The 15,042-nt window shown below is 46.3% G+C and carries 16 protein-coding genes; 3 read left to right on the plus strand and 13 right to left on the minus strand.

What is annotated here, in order from left to right:
- Positions 1–56: 56 nt before the first annotated feature.
- The 4 genes from VHE34_RS08710 to VHE34_RS08725 all read right to left on the minus strand — a co-directional run bounded on the left by VHE34_RS08710 (position 57) and on the right by VHE34_RS08725 (position 4,583).
- A complete protein-coding gene (locus VHE34_RS08710) occupies positions 57–2,438 on the minus strand; it encodes an ABC transporter permease (RefSeq protein WP_325586796.1) in 2,382 nt (793 codons plus the stop codon).
- A 238-nt stretch (positions 2,439–2,676) separates the two neighbouring features.
- Positions 2,677–3,006 (minus strand): hypothetical protein, encoded by a 330-nt coding sequence (locus tag VHE34_RS08715; RefSeq protein WP_325586798.1) that lies wholly within the window; start codon positions 3,004–3,006, stop codon positions 2,677–2,679.
- A complete protein-coding gene (locus tag VHE34_RS08720) occupies positions 2,999–3,157 on the minus strand; it encodes a hypothetical protein (protein ID WP_325586800.1) in 159 nt (52 codons plus the stop codon). Before VHE34_RS08720 ends, VHE34_RS08715 begins: the two co-directional genes overlap by 8 nt.
- 370 nt (positions 3,158–3,527) lie before the next feature.
- Entirely contained in the window at positions 3,528–4,583 is a 1,056-nt protein-coding gene (locus VHE34_RS08725; RefSeq protein WP_325586802.1) for a Fic family protein, read from the minus strand.
- Positions 4,584–4,760: 177 nt separating this feature from the next.
- Here VHE34_RS08725 and VHE34_RS08730 point away from each other — a divergent pair, with 177 nt between their 5' ends.
- The gene (locus VHE34_RS08730) at positions 4,761–5,006 is read left to right on the plus strand and encodes a hypothetical protein (protein WP_325586804.1); all 246 of its coding nucleotides are present in this window, start codon (positions 4,761–4,763) and stop codon (positions 5,004–5,006) included.
- 300 nt (positions 5,007–5,306) lie between these two features.
- Here the strand turns inward: VHE34_RS08730 and VHE34_RS08735 are convergent, their stop codons facing one another.
- A complete protein-coding gene (locus VHE34_RS08735; RefSeq protein WP_325586806.1) occupies positions 5,307–5,510 on the minus strand; it encodes a hypothetical protein in 204 nt (67 codons plus the stop codon).
- A 31-nt stretch (positions 5,511–5,541) separates the two neighbouring features.
- On the opposite strand from VHE34_RS08735, the gene VHE34_RS08740 reads away from it, so the two are divergent.
- On the plus strand, positions 5,542–5,805 hold the full coding sequence (locus tag VHE34_RS08740; RefSeq protein WP_325586808.1) for a S8/S53 family peptidase: 264 nt from the start codon (positions 5,542–5,544) through the stop codon (positions 5,803–5,805).
- A gap of 57 nt (positions 5,806–5,862) precedes the next feature.
- Positions 5,863–6,300: a hypothetical protein gene (locus VHE34_RS08745; RefSeq protein WP_325586810.1), complete on the plus strand. Its 438-nt coding sequence runs from the start codon at positions 5,863–5,865 to the stop codon at positions 6,298–6,300.
- A gap of 104 nt (positions 6,301–6,404) precedes the next feature.
- Here the strand turns inward: VHE34_RS08745 and VHE34_RS08750 are convergent, their stop codons facing one another.
- From VHE34_RS08750 to VHE34_RS08785, 8 genes are all read right to left on the minus strand, one after another.
- Complete coding sequence (locus VHE34_RS08750; protein ID WP_325586812.1) at positions 6,405–7,361, minus strand: hypothetical protein; 957 nt, start codon at positions 7,359–7,361, stop codon at positions 6,405–6,407.
- A gap of 9 nt (positions 7,362–7,370) precedes the next feature.
- Complete coding sequence (locus VHE34_RS08755; protein ID WP_325586814.1) at positions 7,371–8,444, minus strand: DGQHR domain-containing protein; 1,074 nt, start codon at positions 8,442–8,444, stop codon at positions 7,371–7,373.
- Between the two features lie 39 nt (positions 8,445–8,483).
- Positions 8,484–9,317 (minus strand): DUF3883 domain-containing protein, encoded by an 834-nt coding sequence (locus VHE34_RS08760; RefSeq protein WP_325586816.1) that lies wholly within the window; start codon positions 9,315–9,317, stop codon positions 8,484–8,486.
- A gap of 5 nt (positions 9,318–9,322) precedes the next feature.
- The gene (locus VHE34_RS08765; RefSeq protein WP_325586818.1) at positions 9,323–11,215 is read right to left on the minus strand and encodes a DEAD/DEAH box helicase; all 1,893 of its coding nucleotides are present in this window, start codon (positions 11,213–11,215) and stop codon (positions 9,323–9,325) included.
- Positions 11,215–12,519, minus strand: coding sequence for a hypothetical protein (locus VHE34_RS08770; RefSeq protein ID WP_325586822.1), 1,305 nt, complete (start codon positions 12,517–12,519; stop codon positions 11,215–11,217). Before VHE34_RS08770 ends, VHE34_RS08765 begins: the two co-directional genes overlap by 1 nt.
- Complete coding sequence (locus VHE34_RS08775; RefSeq protein WP_325586824.1) at positions 12,516–12,977, minus strand: hypothetical protein; 462 nt, start codon at positions 12,975–12,977, stop codon at positions 12,516–12,518. The genes VHE34_RS08770 and VHE34_RS08775 overlap by 4 nt, the downstream gene beginning before the upstream one ends.
- Positions 12,978–12,982: 5 nt before the next feature.
- Positions 12,983–13,894 (minus strand): site-specific DNA-methyltransferase, encoded by a 912-nt coding sequence (locus tag VHE34_RS08780; RefSeq protein WP_325586826.1) that lies wholly within the window; start codon positions 13,892–13,894, stop codon positions 12,983–12,985.
- A gap of 351 nt (positions 13,895–14,245) precedes the next feature.
- Positions 14,246–15,028 carry an endonuclease NucS domain-containing protein gene (locus tag VHE34_RS08785; RefSeq protein WP_325586828.1) on the minus strand — a complete coding sequence of 261 codons (783 nt, stop codon included), beginning with the start codon at positions 15,026–15,028 and terminating at the stop codon, positions 14,246–14,248.
- Between the last annotated feature and the right edge of the window lie 14 nt (positions 15,029–15,042).

Raw genomic sequence — 15,042 nt, forward strand, 5'->3', positions numbered from 1 at the left:
CGTATGGGGGTGCCACCGACGGACATGGATGGTGGCGGCAAAAAGCAATGGTCATCTTATTCACTTCTCAATCCCTTCGACGGATTGGCCAGTGCCGCCCGGAGGGTGTGGAAGATGACGGTCAGCAACGTGATCGTCAGCACGGTTAGCACGGACAGCACAAAGGGCGTTGCCGTCAACCCGGTGTTGTACTGAAATAGCTTCAGCCATTTATCCATAAACAGGGATGCGACCGGGACTGCGATCAGACAGGCGATGCCCACCAGGAAAATAAAATTCCGGACGATGAGGGGCACGATCTGGCCAATGCGGGCGCCCATCGTCTTGCGGATACTGATCTCTTTTTGCCTTTGTTCGGTCGTGAACGCGATGAGCCCGAGCAGACCGAGGCAGGTGATGAGGATGGTCAGGACGGAAAATGCCGTGAAGATCTTGCCGCGTTTTTGGTCGGCGGCATATTGCGAGTAAAAATCCTGATCGAGGAAGGTGTAGGAATAGGGGAGATCGGGGAAATTGGTTTTCCAGGCTTTTCCGATGTCCGCCAGCGTCGCCGCGACATCCTGGCCACGCAATTTCACCTGGATGCCATTGCTCACGGGGCTATAGTACAGCATCAATGGAGCAATGGCATTGTACAACGAGGCCTGGTTGAAGTCTTTGACGACGCCCACGACTTCCAGCGCGAAGGAGGAGGTATCGCCCGGGTATTTCACTCGTTTGCCGATGGGTTGATCCCAACCGAAGCGCTTAACCATCGCTTCGTTGACGATGATGCTGTGGAGGGTATCACTCAGACCGTTGAAATTCCGGCCGGCCTGGATTGTCATCCCCATCGTCTTGAAAAAATTGTCGTCCACCGCGTAGTTGGCGATGCCTTCGGGGATAAAGCCATTCTTTGTCTCGATGGAGAAGAGGTTGAAGCTGGAGCCGTGTCCCGGCACGGTCTGGGCCGTGCTGACGTCGAGGACGCGGGGATCTTTCCGAAGCTGCGCGACGAAGGACCGGATATTGCTTCGGACATCGTAGTTCGCGTTGGCCGACAGGGAGACTACTTGTTGCTGGTTAAAGCCCAGGTCGACGTTTCGCAGGTAGTTCAGCTGGCCATAGACGACCAGGGTGCAGATGAGCATGATCATCGCGATAGTAAACTGCGTGACGACCAGGATGCGGCGGAGGGTGACATTGCCGGAGCCGGTTGCCAGGCTGCCTTTTAGTACGCCCACGGGGTTGAATTTGGAAAGGTAGAAGGCGGGATAACTGCCGCCCAACAGGCCGACAAACAAGATGATGGCGGCGAGGATGCCGATGGTTCCGGGTTGGAAGAGGCTGGAGGTCGCGATGGATTTACCGGCGAGAGAATTAAAAACGGGCAGGAACAGGGCGATCAGCATCAGGCTGAGGAACATGGCTACGAGGGCGGTGAGCGCGGATTCGACGAGGAATTGGGCGATGAGCTGCCAGCGCGTGGACCCGGTCACCTTGCGGATGCCGATCTCCTTGGCCCGTCTTGCAGAGCGGGCCGTGGTGAGGTTCATGTAATTGATGCAGGCGATAAGGAGCATGAAGACGGCGACAGCGGAGAAGATGTAGATATAGGACATGCTGCCTACCTCTTCGGGTTCGCTGTCCATGCCGGAATGCAGATGGATCCCGGTCACCGGCTGCAGGACATAGTGGATCTTCACGTTGAACGGGGCGAACACGGGGTCCAGGAATTTGCTCAGCGCCAGCAGCTTTTTCTCGAGGGCTGCGGGGTTGGTGTTGGGTCGAAGGAGGACGTAGCTGTACCCGCTGAACGCGCCCCAGCCGCCGCCAAAATCCTTTGGCACCGTGCTCATGGAGATCAGTACGTGAAACCGGAAATGGGAGTTGGTGGGAACGTCCTTCATGACGCCCGTGATTTTGAAATTTGCTCCCTTGTCATCCTGCAGGCTTCTGCCGACGACACCCTGGCTTTTGCCAAAATATTTTACGGCGACGGATTCGGTCAACACGAGCGAGTTGGGAGCGACCAGGGCCGTGTTGGGGTCGCCTTCGATAAAGGGATAGGTGAAAACTTTGAACACGTTGCTGTCGGCGAGGAAAACCTTGTCCTGATAGAGATCCAGGTTACCGTTCTTCAACAACTTTTGGCCCATGTTGGTAAATCGAACCGCTTCTTCTATTTCGGGATAGTCCTTTCGTAGCTGTGGGACGAGGACGAACTGGGAGCCCGCGTTTTTAGCAAGCGCCCGTTCGGGTTCTTTGATATAGGCTCCGACGCGGTAGATGCGGGACGCGTTGACGTTATACCGATCGTAACTGAGCTCATCCTGGATGTAAAAGATGAGGAAGAGGCTGAAGGTGATGCCGATCATCAGTCCGACGATGTTGAGGAGGCTATACCAGCGGTCTCTTTTGAAGTTGCGGAAGGCTACGAGGAGGAGGTTTCTTATCATGATAGGGCTTTCGCCGCACATGGAGTGCCAGTTTGGAAGGGGCTGTTTTTCAGAGGTGTACGGGGTTGTGGGGTCGGGCGGGTGTTCGGTTACGTGACAGGGGTTGTTGCGGAATGGGACGAGGTATGGTTTTCGGCGCGCGGTGGATATCGGGACGGCACCAACGGATATCAGCTGCGGCGCCAAATGGATCTTGATTTGGCGCCCGGCGGCGTTCAGCGGTATTGGGGGTTGCGGGCTATGCGGAATAGGTGACTTGCACCATGGTTTGGCAATAAAAATGGGTGAGTTGGGAGCCTTCGGTCGTTTTGACCTGGGCCTGGAAGACTTGTTCATGTGGTTCCCAGCCTGTTTCTTCGGTCAGGAGTTTATTTACTACATCAACCAATGCTTGCATGGTCGTTGCCCGTTCGATTCGGTAGGATTGTATGGTTCTTGTCATGGGTTGAAGGTAGTTATTTTTCAATTCGACTTGGGCATTTGTGGGTGTCGGTGCCAGCAGATCGGTGTTGTCTATGATCAAAAGCTTATCGGGCATCGAGAAATAGTGGCGTAGCAGCTTACTCATAACGAGCATACACTTCATCCGCGGGAACATGATGTTCATCGCGTTTAACGCGGTCCTGGATTCGCTTTGTAGTGATCTGCAGGTTGTTGACGCCGATATAGTAGAGTTCGATGCAATAGCCTGACTTCTGCATTTCTTTGCTCGCTACCATATTGACGAGCCAGTTCGGCTAGCATCAGTGAAGCATGCTGGACCTTGAGTCCTTTTGCAATAAAATCAGCATTGACGTAAGGAACGGGCGCACCAAGAAGTTCTTCGCGGATGGTCGATTTGCGTACGCCGTTTGTGCCACCCACCACATAGAGGTCTTAGGCATGATATTCCCTGGTTTCAATCAACCGCCCGTTAATCTCCTCGACAATCATCTTCCGACCATCTGCGTATTCGGCGATGAGGTAGCCGTTGGTCAACCTTGCGGCTGCTGGGCCTCTATGATCCAAGGCCGGCGTTGGATCGCAACCCGGTGTATTGTGTGGGTGAGCCGCGGCCGATTTGGAACGCAGTGCGTACCGGATTACCTATTAGCCCTTTATAGCATACCAAGTGCCTTTACCCGTCCCGTTTTGTTGCAAATGATTCTTCTCAACTAAAGATTCAAGGTGTTTCTTAACCGTATTTCGGTTTGCATTGGTCATGGCCACGGCTTCCCTGACGGTAATCCGACCTCGGGATTTTACCAATTCAAGAAGCTGCAAAGACAGTTCCGGTAGCTGGCCTAATAGCAGCCTTTCCCGGTTCAATTTTCCCTCCAGGCGTTGTTTCTGGTGTTGCAAGGCTCTTAGAAAGAAGAGTGTCCAGGGTTGCCAATTCGGGTTTTCTGACCTCAATGTGCCTTGTGTTTGCCGCAGAGATAAGTAATATCCCTCCTTGCTTCGTTCAATGACTGCTTCGAGGGAGCTGAAGGGTACATAAGCGTAGTTGTTTTTAAGCAATAGATACGTTGTCAGTACACGGGAGAGGCGCCCGTTTCCATCCTGGAAGGGATGGATGGCCAGAAATTCTACAACGAAGGCCGATATAATCAGTAGAGGGTGCAATTTTTTTTCGGCGAAGGCTTCGTTTGACCATTGTACCAGTCTTTCCATGTGCAAGGGTGTTTCAAACGGGCTTGCCGTTTCAAAAACGACGCCGAGGCTTTTGCCATCCGGCGCGAACGCCTCGACGTGGTTGGGCGATTTTTTATATTGGCCGCGATGCCAGCTGTCCTTGTCGCTGTATTGCAGTAATTCTGCGTGCAATTGTTTGATGTAGCTTTCAGATAACGGAATAAGATCGTAATTCTGAAAGATCAGATTCATTACATCGGAATAGCCGGCGACTTCTTGTTCATCGCGGCTGGAGAATTTTCTGATCGAAAGATTGCTGAGTAGTTCCTCGACCTGTTTATCGGTGAGCTTACTTCCTTCGATACGGGTGGATGAGCCGATGCTTTCAATGGTGGCGACTTGTTTCAGTGAACTTAGTTGTTCCGGGGCTAGTTGGCCCAATGCACGCCAGGCGCCCTTAAATTCGTCGATGTCGGCAATAAGGGTGAGTATCTCGGAAGTGATGTGGAGGCTTTGAATGTTTATATCCATATAATTACCCATAAATATCCATAAATGGGCAAAATATACATATAATTATCCATAAATATCCAAAAACGGCGCATTAAACGCCATTTTATAGGGGCGGTATTGGGAATTGGCCGTCTAAGTTATTCAAAATCGTCGCGCGATCGCCCGGTATCTATTGGGTAAGTGCCGGATGGTCGAATGGTTGAACGTCCCGGGCTACCTTGCGGCTGCTGGGCCGATGGCTCGTCGGTGGCGCGGATTGCGGTGAATGATCCGGGAGTGTATTGGGTGACGGTGACGGATGCGAACAAATGTACGGCGACGGATACCGTTTTTGTCAAAGGGACCACCTGCCTGGTCGGGTTGTTTGCGCCGACGGCTTTTTCGCCCGATGGCAATGGGCATATTGATGTGCTGTGGCCGATGCCCTACGGTCGGGTGTAGCTGGCACTGTTTGCGGTATTCGATCGCTGGGGGTGGGAGGGTTTTTGAGACGAAGACGCCATGGGTAGGTTGGCACGGGCGTGTAGGGGGACAGGCGGCGCCGTCGGGGACGTATGTGTGGTATTGTCAGTATGAGACGATGGACGGAAAGGCGGCGATTGAGAAGGGGACGGCGGTGTGGTGAGGTAGTCTGGGTCAGTCGTCTAATGGATACCGGGGTGCCACCAACGGCGTTCGGCCCGTGGCCCAATGGATCACGACGTGGCGCCCAACGGTGTCGGTTCCTATTCGGGTCGAGGATCAGGCGGAATAGGCAACTTGCACCATGGTCTGGCAATAATAATGGGTGAGTTGGGAGCCTTCGGTCGTCTTGACCTGGGCCTGGAAGACTTGTTCATGGGGTTCCCAGCCGGTTTCTTCGGTCAGGAGTTTATTGATGGCATCAACCAGTGCTTGCATGGTCGTTGCCCGTTCGATCCGGTAGGATTTTATGGTTCTTGTCATGGTTTGAAGGTAGTTATTTTTCAATTCCGTAATGCGCGTATGGGATCAATTGTGCGGCGGATGTTGTAGCAGCTGCTATGGTGAAGGGTTATCGGTCGTGGCGCCCCGTGTACGCATCTGGTCAACCGATCTTCAGGCTTCGCTGGGCTTTAATAATATGGGTGGGCCGTATATGGCGCCCTGCGTTACCTATCCCAGTGCGGGAGATGCGGCAGGCAATTGTGTGAACTGTTTTGACGGCACATCGGCGGCAACCCCGCATGTTGCGGGGTTTGCGGCGTTGCTGAGGAGTTAGTATCCCTCGCTTTCCCGGCAGCACATAGGGACGGTCATCGAGCAAACGGCGGATAAGGTGGATGTGCTGGCTTATGTAAATAATCCGGTATTTCCCAATGGCTCCTGGAATCTTGTGATGGGCTATGGCCGGATCAACCTTTACAGGGGTCTTGACTTTGCCGATGTCCTGATCAAGGACTATCCGGCGGATACGGGTGCGGAGCCGAGTACCCCGCCCGGCGGTGACTTTCGGGATTTTGCCGACATTGTTGTACGGCCGATGGACGACAATGTTTTCGACCCATCGGTGTTGGCACAGGCGGAGGACGTACAGCGAGGGCAGGAAAATTATATCTATGTCCAGGTGACCAACAATGGGCCGAATGCGGCCAGGAATTTGGTGGTCAATGTGCGGGTCACGCCCTATGTGGGGACAGAGTTTGTGGCCGTGGACTGGACGGAGGTGGATGCGACGCATGTCGAGCCTGGGCGCCGTAATGGCATGATAAGTTGAATGCTCCCTCAGATGCTTTCCATCGTTTTGATAACCCAGTGGCCGTTTAGCAATAATGTAATCAAGTATTCGCAAGGTGAGTTGTCCTTTGACGGAATGATCGTTCAAAAAGCTGATTGTATGTAAAGTGGATGCCATTCTGTTGATTGCAAAACAGATTGAATGTCATTTAAGGAATCATTCAATATTGTCGAATATTTGCATGTGTCTTCTAGCAGCAAATACGCCATTTTTAGAAGGACCATGCTAATTAAAATCGAGAAGTCTGAATCCATGTCTTTGATAGCTCTCCGATAATCGTCGTAAAAATCCTCTAGAATAATACCCCAATTGGGAGTGACGATAAAAGTTATAAGATCATCGAACAACCATGCATTATTGTCGTAAAAGAGATGGTTTCTTTGCCTTCCAAACTCCTTAAAGTCTATGGTTCGAATTACTTTGGTGTATTTCTTGGGCCAAACATCTTCGACGGAACAAGTATTTAGAAGACGCAGTAACGTCATCCAAATATGCCTTTGTTCAATCTTTGCAACAGGAGGTTTTGAAAGTCTTATAAATTTATCAACCTCGAAAGTTACTTTCTTAGAGCGACCAGATCCTATGGTCAAAGTAGGCCAAACATCAATAAAAGCCAAATGCGAAATCCCAGACGGATTTGTGACCACAGGAAAAGTATACCCAAAGAAACTCAAAATTGATTTTGCAGCGAAATGGGCACCATGGTAAGCATTGACTAGTGACCATGTCTTGTACCCCTTTAGAACACCGGATTGAGCGTTGCTAATTACGTTAGAAGCTTTCCTCAATAAAGTAATAGATTCTTTCAGTAGAAAAGGACGCACGTATTCTGCCTCAACAAATTTAGTTCCAAGTTCTTCGGCCGAGTAAATGGAAGCAACTTCCGAAAATATTTGCGGTAATTGGGTATAATCGTCATCATCAAGATTTAAATTTTTGGCACTTTCCAGATATGGCGCCCAATTGTCTCTAATCCGTTCCCACTTCTTCCTCAGAATATTTTTATCACAGAACGATTGAAATTTTTGATCTGTCGCCATTTTAAAGTTTTATAGCCGGATTGTAGTCGAATTGTCGTCGGTGTCATCGCCTAGTCTTCTTGATAAGTGCGCATTTAAATCATCGGAAGCCTGCTTTTCTGCTTGTGTTCCCGTGCCAGAGTTCCATTCGCCGAAATCAAAATCTGCGATGTTTCTAAGAATTTTGGAAATATCTGCAACAGTAAACCCTTGATAGTGTTTGAGTGTTAGTTGGAAAATAGTAGGAAGAGAATTCATCAGCCCGCCAAATCCCAATGTTTTGTAAAAAATCGGTGAGGCGAATTCGAAATACTGCGGGAAGACGTTTCTAAATGCAGAAAAATAATTCTCAATAATTTTAGTCTGTTCGATCAAGGTATATGTATTGAAGAAACCATTCTTACTCAAGAGAGGGTAGACCTTGCGCACAAAATTATTTAATGATATCTCCGATGTTTTTGGACTTGTAATTACAATCTTCGAATAAAAGGGAGAATTTTCGTCTTTTTTTAATTGATTTGCGATATCAACCGCTCGTTCTTTTGCCAAATCAGTTTCGGATTTATCGGGTGGTAAATGTTTTAATAAATCATAGTAGAGTGAACGAGGTACTCCTTTAGCTTCTTGATTTATTATTACAAACTGTTTTATCTGTTCTTGCTCTGAGGGATGAAGAATTGCGACAACGGCTAGTTCAATGTCGTTGGCAGCTTCTTTAGCCCCAGCCAACCTGTGTTGGCCGTCAATTACCCAGCCAGCGTTGGGTATTTGAGGAATTGACAGAGACTTTCTATCCTTGGAGAGATGTGACGCTGGGCCAAGTGCAATTAATATACTAATCGGAATTGTGTTCCCTTTTTCAATATATCTCTGTACAGAGGCAACTCTTGACTCTGAAAGCGCCCTTTGATAACCAGTATTTTTATCTGTATCTCTTTGGTTGATTTCAACAATGTCCCATAGCGATTTAGCGCTCGCTTTAAAGACAACTAATATGTGATTTCCTTGGACAATGGGAAGGCAGTCAAATGATAGAGATTTGCTCACGGCACTCGATTTTATAGGCCTTTTCTTTTTTATTTCACTTATGTTTTTTTTTGCCATGAGCTTTAATTTGATATGGAATTGAAATAAGTTAAATATTTAGTTTGTTGAATTCTTCCACCAGTAGCTTACGTCAACTCTAAGAGTCGTCCAGTGTGCTATATCGGTTTCGATTGGAATATGCAATAGTAACTCTGATGCGGACAAGATCATTTTTGCCTTGTCGCGAATGCACCAGACAAAAAAACTATAATTTGGTGAAGCCTGCACAGCTCTTTCCCATTCATTCCTAGTAACATAGATTATTGGCGTAGCTGGCTCGGCAAACGACTTTACTTCGATTAATAAAGTGCAAAGACTGCCATCTGCTGCTCGCCGATATGAGCGGATATCGTAGCCATAGTAGTCTGCATCCAAAGAAGCCCAATACGGCTGCTGAACAATTCCCCAGCCCCGCAATACACTTTGCTCATGCTCCATCGTCCACTGCTCAGCCATCCGACCTTGGAGCAATTTTAATTCATCTAGTTCTGTCCGCTTTTCTAATTTGAACTTATCCCACCACAGAATGTTTTCTAATGCAAGATTATTTTGCGATAGACCCGCGACCCGAAATACTTGCTTTTCATCTTCGGAAAGAATTCCAAGAAATGACTCTCTACCGTTGGCGGCAAGTTTTATAAGGGTCGGATTTGAGGCAATGAATTTTTGGCAGCAACTTTTAGCCAGGTCGTCCAATTTTAAGGTTCTTTTCTCTATGCCTATCAATTGGGCCCATGCTATGGCACTATCCCAGTCGAGGTGAGACCAAGAAGGATGATATTTTTGCTTGAAATGAAATAGCTTACTACAAGATGAATTGTCATTTTGAGCCTGTTCATGCAGGACTTGTAATGCTAAAACGCAACTCATATTTAAGATTGGAACCGACATGTTATTTAGATGCCGTCAGTGGGATCATACTTTCCTTTTCCTTCAAGTTCTTGAATCAGATCAATAATGTCATCAATGTCAAGATTGTAATTAACCGGTTCTGGGGCATTTTCTTCATCGAAGGCTATCTCATGTAGGTCAACATCATCAAGCAGTTGTTCAAGCGCTCTAATCTTGCGCGCCAAACGTCGGCTTACACTATAGTCAATCGAGCCAAATCCCGCGGGGGGTGCAGACTGGATTATGTAAACATTTGTTTGTTCCTTAGGCGACAATCCGAGTCTGTGGATTCTGTCAATGCTCTGTAAATAATGAGTTGAAACATAGCTTCTGTCAAGATATATTGCTTCGTGGCAAACTTCATGCAAGCTTATTCCCTCGCCTGCAGCAGCAGGATTCGCAATAAGGACTTGGCAGCTATTATCCGTATGAAATTGAAGAAGCCTACCTTCCCGCGTAGTTGTATCTGATGACAAACCCGTTTTGACCATGCCATAAATACTTAAAGGGTTAAGATCAGCGAGTAGCCGTTCTAAGTCAATTATATTCTGGGTAAATATGGTCCATATTACTGATTTCCGCCCATTACGAGCGTTTTTTCTCACAATTCGGCACGTCTCTTCCATCTTCGGAGAAATTGGTGTTTCCACAATGGCATTGATAATAGAGCTATCCGTCAGAAATATATCGTCGGATATTCCTCTAATAGCGAGTTGAGGATTGGACGAAAGTTGCAACAAACGCATTACCGATTTACGAGCTTTAATGACGTCAATCCCTTTTCCGCTTCGAAAAGAGCTTAATTGCCGCAAGGCTTCGTTTCGCACGATACCGTAAAGTGCAGCCTGAGGCCCAGTCATTTCTATCTGAATAAAATGTCTGTTTATGGGAGGAAGACCTAACTCAGACTTTGTAGTACGGGTATATAACCCTGTGATGACAGAACGAGGTAACTCTCCTTTTTGAATTCTTATACCTAACGATGACCCAGGCCATAGAAAGTCAAGCTGGGACTGCAGGTCTTCTGGCCCTTGTGGCATAGGGGTTCCTGTAAGAATATCTTTTCTTTTCGGTAAATTGGCGACTGACAGTAATGCGGAACCTCGTTGCGATAACTCGCCAGCTTTCATTCTATGGGATTCGTCCAGCACAAGATGAAAGGGCTTGGTTGCTAATAAAAAAGAAAATGTATCTTTTTTGGAAACAAAATGTTCGTAGTTCGTGAAGAAATAGCGATGATCGGACCCTACAAGTTCCATCACTTCTCGATCATTTAAGCCGCTCAAATTTAGAAACTCACCCGTTCCATAGGGCCATCCCGCTTTTGGATTAATGCACATCCTTATTATCTCGCTCCAAGCTGGGAAAGCAGACTTAGGACAAATGACCAGCAGTTTGTCGTTTTCGTTTGTAGTAAGAATATGGACTGCAAGTGTTACGGTTGTTTTTCCTGCGCCAGGGACAGAAAAATTTGCACCGTTTGGAATACTGAGAAGTTTTATAATATCCCGTATTTGAAATTGACGTAGCGCTCTTTCAGTAAAGCCGTTTTCATTGAGTCGTGAAATAATTTCTGATTCTGTAATTGTGTAAGTGAGCCCTTGGGTTGCTTGCTTGGTCGTTGCTAGATCACGAAGAAAGGTTTGGATGAGTATATTAGCTGATTGGTCCGGGATAATCCTAAATGATAAACTTCTTTGGAGAGGCAAAAATTCCCTGAGAAGCGAAAGAATTTGATACCATGGAAGTCGGATATTATTAGGGCTCGGAGTAGCAGAGGGATCAATATTGAGAGCTGCCGAATTAAACCTTTGCCAAGTACCAGGTGCGTTAAGGTTGTCGTTCGTTAAAACGCCAGAATTGGTTAGGGAATCATAGCTAAGGTGAAATTCTTGCATCAACTGGCTGCAATTGATTTTATTTGGTTCAGTTGCCCTTTCAGATGGTCGACACGCTGTTCAATCGAAGCAAGTTGCCGTAACATTGGTTCAATGGTGCCTCGATCAGCTGTAGTAACATCTACCCCCTCTAGTTTTGTGTGTGCATCTCTAATTGCGAGTAGGGCTGCGTTTCCAATTTTTTGTGTCTTTTGGGCTTCAACTACAACCTTAAATTTGTCTACAATTTCTTGTTGGAGGCCTTCATTATTTCGTGTCGTTTCAAGAAAGGATAGCATGCCTTGCTCCGGAGTTGCAGCAACGTCTGGGATTTCCAAAATTAATTCTCCATCTTGGTTACTGCTATCTGAACTGATTAAATCGGAATATTCCTCCAATATTTTGTTGATTACTATGTTGGAAAGATTTCCGGTGACCTCCCTGAGATCGTAAACGCGCCCTTCTTTTCCTCGTTGATCTAACAAGATCCATCCGAATCGTCTGGCTATTTCCTGCTGTAGCCCTTCCTTGCGATTTAGCCTTCTTGTAATTTGAGATATGATTTCTTCCCCATCCAGTATTGAATCATAGTCGCCAATTCGATTTTTCCATTCATTTAAATACAAATCAATTTCATTGAGCATCTGCAATTTTTCCTTTACCTTAGGTGGATCCAGGCGCATAAGATTGCCGATCAGATCAAAGCTTTTTCCTCGGATAGTTAGATCCTTTATTGCAATGCATTCACTAATCCAGTCATACGGCAACCTGGTTTCCGGCGTCATTTGCAGTCGAACCTCAATTTCCTTCATATCGTCTTCAGTAGCTTCTTGCGGCAGCACCATGCAGTCGATGAAAGAGAAGGATTCCAGAAATTCCTGATCTTCCATCATGAGTTCTCGCATGGCGGAAAGGCGACGGTTACCATTTACAACCACACCTGAAGATGAAATTAGAATGGGATCTCGCTGCTTTTCGACTCTTAGCCTTTCAACAATCGAAGAAATAGATTCCTTTTCCGTAAGTGCTAGATTCCAAAGAAAGCTGTGCTGGATTCTTTGAACCGAATCATTTTCCTCGCCACCTGAAAAATATTTTGGAGTGGTATTTTTCTCTCTTATCCATTTCATCTGCTGAATTGAGGTGCGATAGTTCGCGACTCGGTATATCGGGATGTTGATTGCCAACCGAATCACTTTTAGGTCCTCACGTGTTGACCTATATTCATGAAATCGGTGTGTCCTTTGAGCGGAAGCACATTCATTGATGATAAGTGCTTCTCGGTCAGCAAGCGGTACAACTGAAATCTTATAATTAGGAGTCATTCGAAACTGATTAAAAGTAATGGAATTGAAATGACTCGGCTGAACAACGATAATTCATTCATTATTCTTGTAAAACTAGCAATGTTGCTTCCAATGCGTTGCGCTGCTATGTACGAAGGCACTGCGAGAGCTGCAGCCTCAATTTTGCCGGTCGAATATAGATAGTTGAGTTTTACCAAATCATAAAAGGCCCTGCTAATATTTCCAGTTTGAACCTGAAAAGCAAGATCGTCTTTTCTGGAAAACACAGTTAAATCACAACTTTGGTCTATTTGAATTTCTCCGCTCCAGCCTTGATCGTCAAGTTGGGCTCGGATATGAGACCTAATCTCAGTAGTACTTCGTTTCTCAACCATTACACCAGGTGCTTCAAATACGTCCGTAATCCAGTCAAACAATTCTCTTTTCCTCCATTCGGCTTCGCCATTGTGATGATTAAAGGCCTCAACATATCTCATTATTATTACTGTTTAGAGGGTGGTTCATATACAGGTTTGTTCATTGGTCTCGTTCGAAGAGTCCCAGCAAAAAAGGCTTCAACTCTCTCTAAGGCGATGTCAACGTACTTCAATGTAACATCACAACCATAGGCGTTTCGTCCATTTTTTAATGCAGCAATTGCTGTGGAGCCCACTCCCATGTATGGATCTAGGACGTTTTCGCCCTCATTTGTGAGAGCAAGAACAAGTCTTTCAACCAAGCCTACGGGAAATTGGCATGGATGCAGTGTTTTTTCGACATGATTACTCTTTACATTTGGAATGTCCCAGACATCGCCGGGGTTCTTGCCAAGGGGGTTGCTGCTTAACTCCCCTTTATTGGGACCTTTATAATGCTTTTTATTTGGATACTTGGATGGAATTCTAATTGGGTCCAGGTTAAAAGTATAATTGTCTTCTTTCGTGAACCATAAAATCGTTTCGTGCCGGCCGCTAAAACGTTTTTGGGTATGCAAACCATGGCCAAAAGTCCAGACTATTCGATTTCTAAGTTTAAGGCCATGGTCCTTAAATTTTTGATAAAGCAAAATGTCAAGCGGGAAAATCTCGGCGTCTTCTACGTAATTTCCAACTTGCCAACATATCGACCCTTGTGGATGAAGGAGTCTTACAGCTTCAGCTATGGTTCCTACTTGTTCTTCAATATACAACTCTTGGGACCTTTTTTTCTCATATTCTTTTCCAATATTGTAAGGAGGTGAAGTTACAATCAAGTGCATTGATTGATCTTGCAATGATCGCATGAAGGACAAATTATCCTTAACCTCGATTTGGCAGTATTGTTTTGTCAGGATATTTGCGATGCTTGCATCCAACTGTGACTCTAGTAGTATTTCTTTTTGCTTTTTTTTTGTTGAACCAATGCTTTTTCCCATGCGCTAAAATTATGATAAATAGTTAATTAGGACTCGCAATAAGCGACCAACATAGTAACATAATACTAACAAATTTAGCTCTTTTTTTTGAGGCTAGCGATCGAGTTAATGTTCTGTAAATCAAAAAAGTAAATTAGGGCAAACGAAGTAAAGAAAAAGAATAAATTAAAGCAAGAGTTAAAACACCCATTTTCCGTTGGCAACTCTCGATTCGCGGAATTGGGTTCTGTGTTTTGCAAGTCGAGATCAGATATAAGTGTTTGATTTATATTTGTTTTGGTAGGGCAATCTCGTGCGGTCAGAAGCCAGTACTTTCCCATTAAAGATAAAGTGATGCTTCTAGGGGAAGATCTATTCGAGAGCAGAAGGCTTGGAAAGCTTGAATTGCAATTCGTATTCAAACAAAACGATATCTTTGGTTACCGAAACGGCATATTTAATCTTCTCATCCATTTTGTTGGCGACGATAATACCTTTTACCCGTCTCCCAGCAGCAACGTGCTTGTTGATCCAACCCATATAGCGAAGTAACTGCCCGATTGCACGGTCGGGACCTCGGGAAAGCTTGAGCTCAAATACAACGAAGTCTCCATTCTCATCCTGCGTCAAAATGTCGATAGGACCTACGTCGGTGGGAAATTCCTTGCCATCGCGTCCAGTCTGCGGGTCGGTATAAAGGTTCAATCGATAGTCCTTCACGGTGTGTAGATTGGCAATCAGGAAATCGCGGAGATTTGCTTCGAGAGGGAACAATAATGAGTTGCTGGCTTGGTCGATGCCTTCCTCATCATCGCTCGCGTCTGACGAGATTAAACGCACGCCGAGGGCTCCGAATTCCTTTTCATAGATCTCCCAGATACCGTGTTCCTGGGGTCTGTATTGAACCACTTGACCAGGTCCATTGGAATAGAGGATATCGTACGGGCCATTAGCGATCCGGGGCTTTTTGTTCTGGGGATAATGAACCCTTGATGGCTGATTTACAGATAGCGCGATCAATTGTGCGTTGACCGTGTTCTCATTTACGTCACCCCATTTGTTTCCGATGTAAACTTTTATCGATGGATAGTCCGCTTGCCCACCAAGGCTTTCGACGGCTTCCTTGATCATTTGCCAAATAGCTGGTTTGTCCATATGGTATTTTGAAT

The sequence above is a fragment of the Puia sp. genome, from assembly GCF_035546395.1.
Taxonomy (GTDB): domain Bacteria; phylum Bacteroidota; class Bacteroidia; order Chitinophagales; family Chitinophagaceae; genus Puia.

Excerpts from the sequence above, each read along its gene's own strand:
- VHE34_RS08730 (WP_325586804.1), top strand. The coding sequence starts at position 4,761 with ATGGTTGAACGTCCCGGGCTACCTTGCGGCTGCTGGGCCGATGGCTCG.
- VHE34_RS08740 (WP_325586808.1), top strand. The coding sequence starts at position 5,542 with ATGCGCGTATGGGATCAATTGTGCGGCGGATGTTGTAGCAGCTGCTAT.
- VHE34_RS08750 (WP_325586812.1), bottom strand. The coding sequence starts at position 7,361 with ATGGCGACAGATCAAAAATTTCAATCGTTCTGTGATAAAAATATTCTG.
- VHE34_RS08720 (WP_325586800.1), bottom strand. The coding sequence starts at position 3,157 with ATGGTAGCGAGCAAAGAAATGCAGAAGTCAGGCTATTGCATCGAACTC.
- VHE34_RS08735 (WP_325586806.1), bottom strand. The coding sequence starts at position 5,510 with ATGACAAGAACCATAAAATCCTACCGGATCGAACGGGCAACGACCATG.
- VHE34_RS08710 (WP_325586796.1), bottom strand. The coding sequence starts at position 2,438 with ATGATAAGAAACCTCCTCCTCGTAGCCTTCCGCAACTTCAAAAGAGAC.
- VHE34_RS08725 (WP_325586802.1), bottom strand. The coding sequence starts at position 4,583 with ATGGATATAAACATTCAAAGCCTCCACATCACTTCCGAGATACTCACC.
- VHE34_RS08770 (WP_325586822.1), bottom strand. The coding sequence starts at position 12,519 with ATGACTCCTAATTATAAGATTTCAGTTGTACCGCTTGCTGACCGAGAA.
- VHE34_RS08775 (WP_325586824.1), bottom strand. The coding sequence starts at position 12,977 with ATGAGATATGTTGAGGCCTTTAATCATCACAATGGCGAAGCCGAATGG.
- VHE34_RS08715 (WP_325586798.1), bottom strand. The coding sequence starts at position 3,006 with ATGAGTAAGCTGCTACGCCACTATTTCTCGATGCCCGATAAGCTTTTG.
- VHE34_RS08760 (WP_325586816.1), bottom strand. The coding sequence starts at position 9,317 with ATGTCGGTTCCAATCTTAAATATGAGTTGCGTTTTAGCATTACAAGTC.
- VHE34_RS08755 (WP_325586814.1), bottom strand. The coding sequence starts at position 8,444 with ATGGCAAAAAAAAACATAAGTGAAATAAAAAAGAAAAGGCCTATAAAA.
- VHE34_RS08785 (WP_325586828.1), bottom strand. The coding sequence starts at position 15,028 with ATGGACAAACCAGCTATTTGGCAAATGATCAAGGAAGCCGTCGAAAGC.
- VHE34_RS08780 (WP_325586826.1), bottom strand. The coding sequence starts at position 13,894 with ATGGGAAAAAGCATTGGTTCAACAAAAAAAAAGCAAAAAGAAATACTA.
- VHE34_RS08765 (WP_325586818.1), bottom strand. The coding sequence starts at position 11,215 with ATGCAAGAATTTCACCTTAGCTATGATTCCCTAACCAATTCTGGCGTT.